The sequence below is a fragment of the Coleofasciculus sp. FACHB-712 genome, from assembly GCF_014695635.1.
Taxonomy (GTDB): domain Bacteria; phylum Cyanobacteriota; class Cyanobacteriia; order Cyanobacteriales; family FACHB-T130; genus FACHB-T130.
The window spans coordinates 1-6,106 of record NZ_JACJOQ010000433.1; the positions used below are offsets into that span (position 1 = coordinate 1).

The 6,106-nt window shown below is 45.1% G+C and carries 6 protein-coding genes and 2 pseudogenes; 6 read left to right on the forward strand and 2 right to left on the reverse strand.

What is annotated here, in order from left to right:
• Window positions 1-285: pseudogene (locus H6F50_RS13370) on the forward strand (glycoside hydrolase family 10 protein); the annotation flags it as partial.
• A gap of 289 nt (window positions 286-574) precedes the next feature.
• On the opposite strand, the gene H6F50_RS13375 reads toward H6F50_RS13370, so the two are convergent.
• Window positions 575-796, reverse strand: coding sequence for a hypothetical protein (locus tag H6F50_RS13375; protein WP_190412909.1), 222 nt, complete (start codon window positions 794-796; stop codon window positions 575-577).
• Window positions 797-844: 48 nt separating this feature from the next.
• Between H6F50_RS13375 and H6F50_RS13380 the strand changes: the two genes are divergently transcribed.
• The 3 genes from H6F50_RS13380 to H6F50_RS13390 all read left to right on the forward strand — a co-directional run bounded on the left by H6F50_RS13380 (window position 845) and on the right by H6F50_RS13390 (window position 3,367).
• Window positions 845-1,741, forward strand: a complete 897-nt coding sequence (locus tag H6F50_RS13380) for a helix-turn-helix domain-containing protein (protein ID WP_190429070.1) — start codon at window positions 845-847, stop codon at window positions 1,739-1,741.
• A 121-nt stretch (window positions 1,742-1,862) separates the two neighbouring features.
• Window positions 1,863-2,348 carry a cytochrome b6-f complex subunit IV gene (gene petD / locus H6F50_RS13385; RefSeq protein ID WP_190429071.1) on the forward strand — a complete coding sequence of 162 codons (486 nt, stop codon included), beginning with the start codon at window positions 1,863-1,865 and terminating at the stop codon, window positions 2,346-2,348.
• 245 nt (window positions 2,349-2,593) lie between these two features.
• Window positions 2,594-3,367 (forward strand): EcsC family protein, encoded by a 774-nt coding sequence (locus H6F50_RS13390; protein ID WP_190429072.1) that lies wholly within the window; start codon window positions 2,594-2,596, stop codon window positions 3,365-3,367.
• 130 nt (window positions 3,368-3,497) lie between these two features.
• Here the strand turns inward: H6F50_RS13390 and H6F50_RS13395 are convergent, their stop codons facing one another.
• Entirely contained in the window at window positions 3,498-4,199 is a 702-nt protein-coding gene (locus tag H6F50_RS13395) for a Crp/Fnr family transcriptional regulator (RefSeq protein WP_190429073.1), read from the reverse strand.
• Between the two features lie 319 nt (window positions 4,200-4,518).
• On the opposite strand from H6F50_RS13395, the gene H6F50_RS13400 reads away from it, so the two are divergent.
• On the forward strand, window positions 4,519-5,253 hold the full coding sequence (locus H6F50_RS13400; protein WP_190429074.1) for a glutathione peroxidase: 735 nt from the start codon (window positions 4,519-4,521) through the stop codon (window positions 5,251-5,253).
• 245 nt (window positions 5,254-5,498) lie between these two features.
• A pseudogene (locus tag H6F50_RS13405) lies at window positions 5,499-6,106 on the forward strand (class I SAM-dependent methyltransferase); the annotation flags it as partial.

Sequence of the window (6,106 nt, forward strand, 5' to 3'; positions counted from 1 at the left end):
CTTTGCCATCATAATCCTTATTGGGGTAAACGTTATTTTGCGGCTGATTGGCAAAATTGGAATGTCGATCGCGCTTTCATTCAAATTTATAACGATGCTAACTTCAACCAAGAACTAGATTACGCCGAAAAGTATGAGGGAGTAGCTATCTCAGATAAGCAGTTGTATCGCTTAAAAGAATTGGTTAATAACCCCAAAATTAAGAGTATTTTGGTTTTTCCCTCTTCCGGAAAACCAGAAGAGACTGCTGCTCTTCTCAAAAATGCTATTTCAGTCACTAAGTAGGGCAATGATTTCCGCAGTTTGCCTCTAACTTCTTGACGATACATGATTGAATAATTTAAGCTTTCTCAGCAGCCCCAAAACGGAAAACTGAGAGAATGTTTACCTAACGCCTGCTTCCAATGGTTCTGTAACTGTGAAAAGTAACGTAAGAAGCAGGTGCGAGCGCCCTTCTTTCTGCCCAAGGATGATTGCGGATCTTCAATAATTTTAGGCCTAGAAGGACGCGATCGCATCTTTCTATAAATGTTTCAAAACGTGTGGGCAGAAGCCCACCATACAACAAAACTAGCTATTTCTTCCAGGGGAGTTTAGTCCCCATTTCAGTCAGCGCCGAGAAGATGAGATAGAAGACGAGTACGCCAACACCGGCAAGAAAAAGAACGATATCGTTGTCCATTCTGATAGCAGGGTAAATAGTAAGTACCAGAATCAATAATCGCAAAAAAGGTAACTCTAATAACTGCTTTAAGCTTTTCTTTTCACGGATAAAGTGTCCCGGTGTCACATTCATTCGGTTAACCCCATAAACTAAGGATAGCCATGCAAAGCTATACCAGTCATGCCAGAAGCTCAACTACCGAATATCGATCTCACACAAGAAAAAGTTTGGAAGCAGCTTGTCCTAAACGCACCTGTACTCTCAAGTAATACTTCTGCGTGGTCAGGTATTCACTTCGCTTATCATCGACAGTCTGCTCACGAACTTCCTGAATGTTGCTTTGCCCAGCATATTATCACCATCTGTGTTGGGCAATTCGAGATAAGACTAAAAAGAAATGGACACTGGCAGAGTGAGCGCTATACAGATGGTGATGTTGGTATTTTTCCCGCCAATCAATCAGATTTAATCGCTAAATGCGATCGCAAAGCTGAGTTTATTAATCTTTATCTTGAACCAGCAACATTTGCTCGTGTTGCGTATGAATCAGTTGATGCAGATCGAGTAGAGATAGTGCCGCAATTCAGAGTACACGATCCGCTGATTCAACAAATTGGCTTATCACTGAAAACTGAACTTGAATCCGGTGGAGTAGATAGTCGTCTGTATGCTGAGTCTATGGCAACTGCTCTCTCGGCTCATTTGCTACAGCGATACTCTGTCAAGCGATCGCTCGTTCGAGACTACACAGGCGGATTACCGCTTCACAAGTTAAGAGAAGCGATCGCTTACATCAACGACTATTTAGATCAAGACTTGATGTTGGCTGAAATTGCCGCCACCGTTCAGATGAGTCCACATTACTTTGCCAGCTTGTTCAAACAATCTACCGGATTTGCACCGCATCAATATGTAACCAAATGTCGGATTGAGAAAGCTAAATTGCTGCTAGCTAGGCAAGAGTTGACAATTGCAGAAATACTTCAGCAAGTAGGTTTTAAGAGTCAGAGCCACTTTACCAGAGTCTTTCGTCAATATACTACAACTACGCCAAAAGCCTATAGGGACGCTCTCTAAGATTTTTGGAAGATTAGAACATTTTCAGAAGAATAGGCAAGACAGCAATAACAAGCGATCGCTAAACTGAACAGTCATAAGCAAATAACTCGCTTTACATGGCAGCAGTGGAGTTTGTGATATGACAGGAATCAAGAAGAAACCCGATCTGAGCGATCCAAAACTGCGGGCAAAGCTAGCTCAAGGGATGGGGCATAACTACTATGGAGAACCAGCTTGGCCTAACGATCTGCTTTATATTTTTCCAGTAGTGATTTTAGGAACCATTGCATTGTGTGTAGGGCTGGCAGTTCTCGATCCAGCGATGGTAGGAGAACCGGCAAATCCTTTTGCGACTCCTCAAGAGATTTTGCCAGAGTGGTATCTCTACCCAACGTTTCAAATATTTCGCGTTGTTCCTAACAAACTATTGGGAGTTGTACTCAATGCTTCGATTCCCTTGGGCTTAATCGTAATTCCTTTCATCGAAAACGTTAACAAGTTCCAAAACCCATTCCGTCGCCCAGTTGCCACAGTTGTTTTCTTAGTGGGTACCTTAGTTACACTCTGGCTAGGAATTGGTGCTACTTTACCGATTGACAAATCCCTGACTTTGGGTTTGTTCTAAAGTTGCTGAAGCGTGGTGATTATTTCAAAGCGATCGCCTCCAGCACCGAAATCTAGCAGAGAAAGCGCGATCGCTTATTGTTCTAAACTTCCAAAGACTGGTATCTGTAAAAAACTGAGCGATGAGACTGAGTACTGAATTTCAGACTTTTAGAAGATTCAATCACTATCAGAGGATAGAGGCTACGGAGTCTTTGCTTTTTGTAAAGTAGGTGTCAGTCTAAAGTTTAAAAGTTACCAAAATCTATGGCAGTACCAGGCAAAGAAGGTTCAGGCACAGACCCAATGAGTGAAGCGATCGCTACAGCAATTCAGTTTGCTAAATTGGCTTCTGATACATTGCAGTCTACTGCTGAAAACGTTACTAGCACGACTACTGCCGTAGGAGAAACGGTTGGATCTGCGGCTGTGCGCTTCGTGGAGCAAGGAACGGAAAACGTCGGCAAAATCGTCACCCCAATCGCTGAAAATCCAGTCGTGAAGTTTGCTGCCAAGGTTCCAGGCATCAATTGGCTAACGACTGCATTGGGTCAAGTTGATGCCCAAAAAGCTCAGAATGAGGTAAACAAGCTCCGACAGGAATATCCTCTAGAAAGCTCTGAGCAGTTGGCTCACCGAATTATTGTTGACACTTCCCTGAAAGGCGGGGGAATTGGATTACTCACTAACTTCGTGCCTCCGATAGCGCTCACTCTGTTTGCAGTCGATGTGGCAGCGGTTACAGCGCTTCAAGCAGAGATGATCTACCGCATTGCGGCTGCATACGGTTTTTCGTTAGAAGATCCAACTCGACGAGGCGAAGTCCTAGCCATTTTCGGTTTGTCTGTTGGCGGTTCTGGAGTCCTGAAAGTTGGACTAGGCTTTATCGAACTCTTGCCTGTAATCGGTGCTGTGGTTGGAGCGTCGAATAACGCTGCATTGCTTTACTCGCTGGGATCTGTCGCCTGTCGATTCTACGAAGCGAAAAGAAAGTTCAAAGCTCAAGCTGAGGGGAATGGTGTTGGGAGTGTTGCTAGCTAGCTCCTAAAATAGCTAGCTCCTAAAAGCGCTTGTTAAGTAAAGAAGAAAGGGTTTCATGACTCTCTTGGTTGGGCGATCGCAAAATAGCTACCAACTTCAGCCTAGACAAACTTTACTCCCAGCCTATTCCTTAGCAATTAACGGTGCCAGAAGCGATCGCCTCCAATTTCTGTGCATCAAGCACCGTAATTTTTCCACCCCGACTGTAAGCCATAACCGGCTTCAAACTTTTAAATAGTCGCACGCACTCCTCATAGGTAATACCAATACTGCGAGCCATTTGATAATAAGAAAGCTTCTCCTTCAAACACTGACCTTCTGCCGCTGGAGAGGTACCATATCGAGTTGCAGAATACTGAATCAATCTAGCTAAGCGCACAATTGCCCGCTCAGAAACCAATCCATGCACCGTTTCATGGAGTTGTTGCAGCCTAGAATTGAAAACCATCAGCATTCGTAAGGCAATTTCCGGGGTTTGCTGAATGGCTTCTAGAAGAGCATCTCGTTTTACCGTCAGAATTTGAGAATCACACTCAGCAGTAACGGTCGCTGGGGCAATTCCATCACCCAATAAGGCGGGAGCCGCAAAGATTTCCCCTGGTGGTAAGGTACGGAGAATCGTTTCCTTGCCGGTTATTGCCGTTTTAACGACTTGTAAGGAACCGCTCAGGAGAGCATATAGCTTTGCAGGAAGGCGATCGCCTTCCTGCATGACAATCTCTGTTTGGCTGTAGTGCTGCACCTGCGTGTGGGGTTGTAAACGCTCTAATTCTGGCAAAGTTAAATCTACAAAAACCAAAATCCGAGAAAGCTGTTCGACCGTTGCCTGCATTTTTCTGAGCTTCAAGAAGACGATAAGACGACTAGAAAATCATGGGAGCATCCCACCCAATGTATGCCGCCACACCCTTCAGGGCGAGGCTGGCGCGTGCAAAGGTTGCCGGGAGCAGCCTGAAGAATTTTAGCCTGCCGGGAGCAGGCTTCGTTTATGTAGCGCCACGCTTCAGAGTCAGGTTTCCCAGTTTTATCCAATTTTTCTCTAGCCGTGAAAGCGAGTTAAAAAAGTTTTTGCCTTGACAAAATGTAGTCATAATGAGTACGCTTAATAGAAGTTCATCATTCAGATCGCTTGTAGTCAAGGAGTGAAATTCATGTTTCCTAATCGAGAAGGACAAAAAGTTCCCAACGTCACCTTCCGTACTCGCCATGACAACGAGTGGGTGAATGTGACGACTAACGACTTATTTGCTGGGAAGACAGTGGTTGTTTTCTCGCTACCGGGTGCTTTTACTCCGACGTGTTCATCAACCCATCTCCCTGGCTACAACGAGTTGGCTAGAGTCTTTCATGAAAATGGCGTTGATGACATTATTTGTATTTCCGTCAATGATGCCTTTGTGATGAATGAATGGGCTAAATCCCAAGAAGCAGAGAATCTAACTCTGCTACCCGATGGAAATGGTGAATTCACCGAAGGCATGGGAATGCTGGTTGATAAAGCTGAGTTAGGGTTTGGGAAGCGGTCGTGGCGTTATTCCATGCTGGTGAAGGATGGCACGATTGAAAAGATGTTTATTGAGCCAGTTGTGGAGGGAGACCCCTTTGAGGTGTCTGATGCCCAGACAATGCTCAACTATATCAATCCTGAGGCAGCAAAGCCTCAGATCGTTTCCCTGTTCACAAAAGTAGGTTGTCCTTTCTGCTCTCGTGCAAAGGTGATGCTGAAGGAGCATGGGTTGGATTACGAAGAAATTGTCTTAGGCAAAGAAATTACTACTCGTTCTTTACGGGCTGTCACAGGCGGAACAACGGTTCCCCAAGTATTTATTGATGGCAAGTTGATTGGGGGTTCTGAGAAGCTAGAAGCTTACCTCAGTGCTAGATAGAAGAAGGCAAAAAACAGCCAGTCACCTCAAGTAAGCGATTCTGTCCTTAACTGAGTCCTTAACTGAGGAAAGAGCGATCGCTTCTAGATTTTGTCATAGGAGCGATCGCTCTCGCATTTATGTTGGTTAGCGATCGCTTCGGGAAGAGTAACGTGATGTGAATGCGAGGGTTTACCTACACCAAAACCCCTGAAAGCTAACGATAACTTGTTAGAGTAAACAATAAGGGGTTAGGAAATTAGGATATGGATACACAATTCCAACACCGGATGTTACCTCAAGCGACCCATGACGAGTTAGCACGCCAAAACTTTGTCAATAGCTTAAAAGGCTACCTGACCAGTCAGATTACCCCAGGAAATAAAGCAATTTACGAGAAGCGGCTTAAACCGCAGTTTGAGCAAGAGCATCAGCGATCGCCTCAAGATCGGCATGAAGTTCGCCGTCTGATGCAGCACGAACCCTATTACCGAATGTGGGGTGCATTGCGGCGTACCACTCAAGAAATGATGTGGGATTCAGTCAATACTAGCGTCGATCGGCAGCTTGCCGATTTGATGGAGCAGGCGCGGGTTAAGGATAGCTCTTTGGGTTCTTTAACCTTGAATGCCGATTTGAAAATACCTGCGTACCACACCGCAGTCGATATTCACTGTATGCCGGGTGGATACCATAGCGAATATACCGAAAACGACATCGCAGCAGGGGCTGTCTACGATCGCGGTGTTTACGTTTATGTAATGGGTCGTCTAGGGCCAATGAATGACGACTTAGGGCAGTCTGTGGTTCGCAATTACTTACAGCCGCAGCATCCCAACTTCCGTCCTCGAAAAATTCTCGACATCGGATGTTC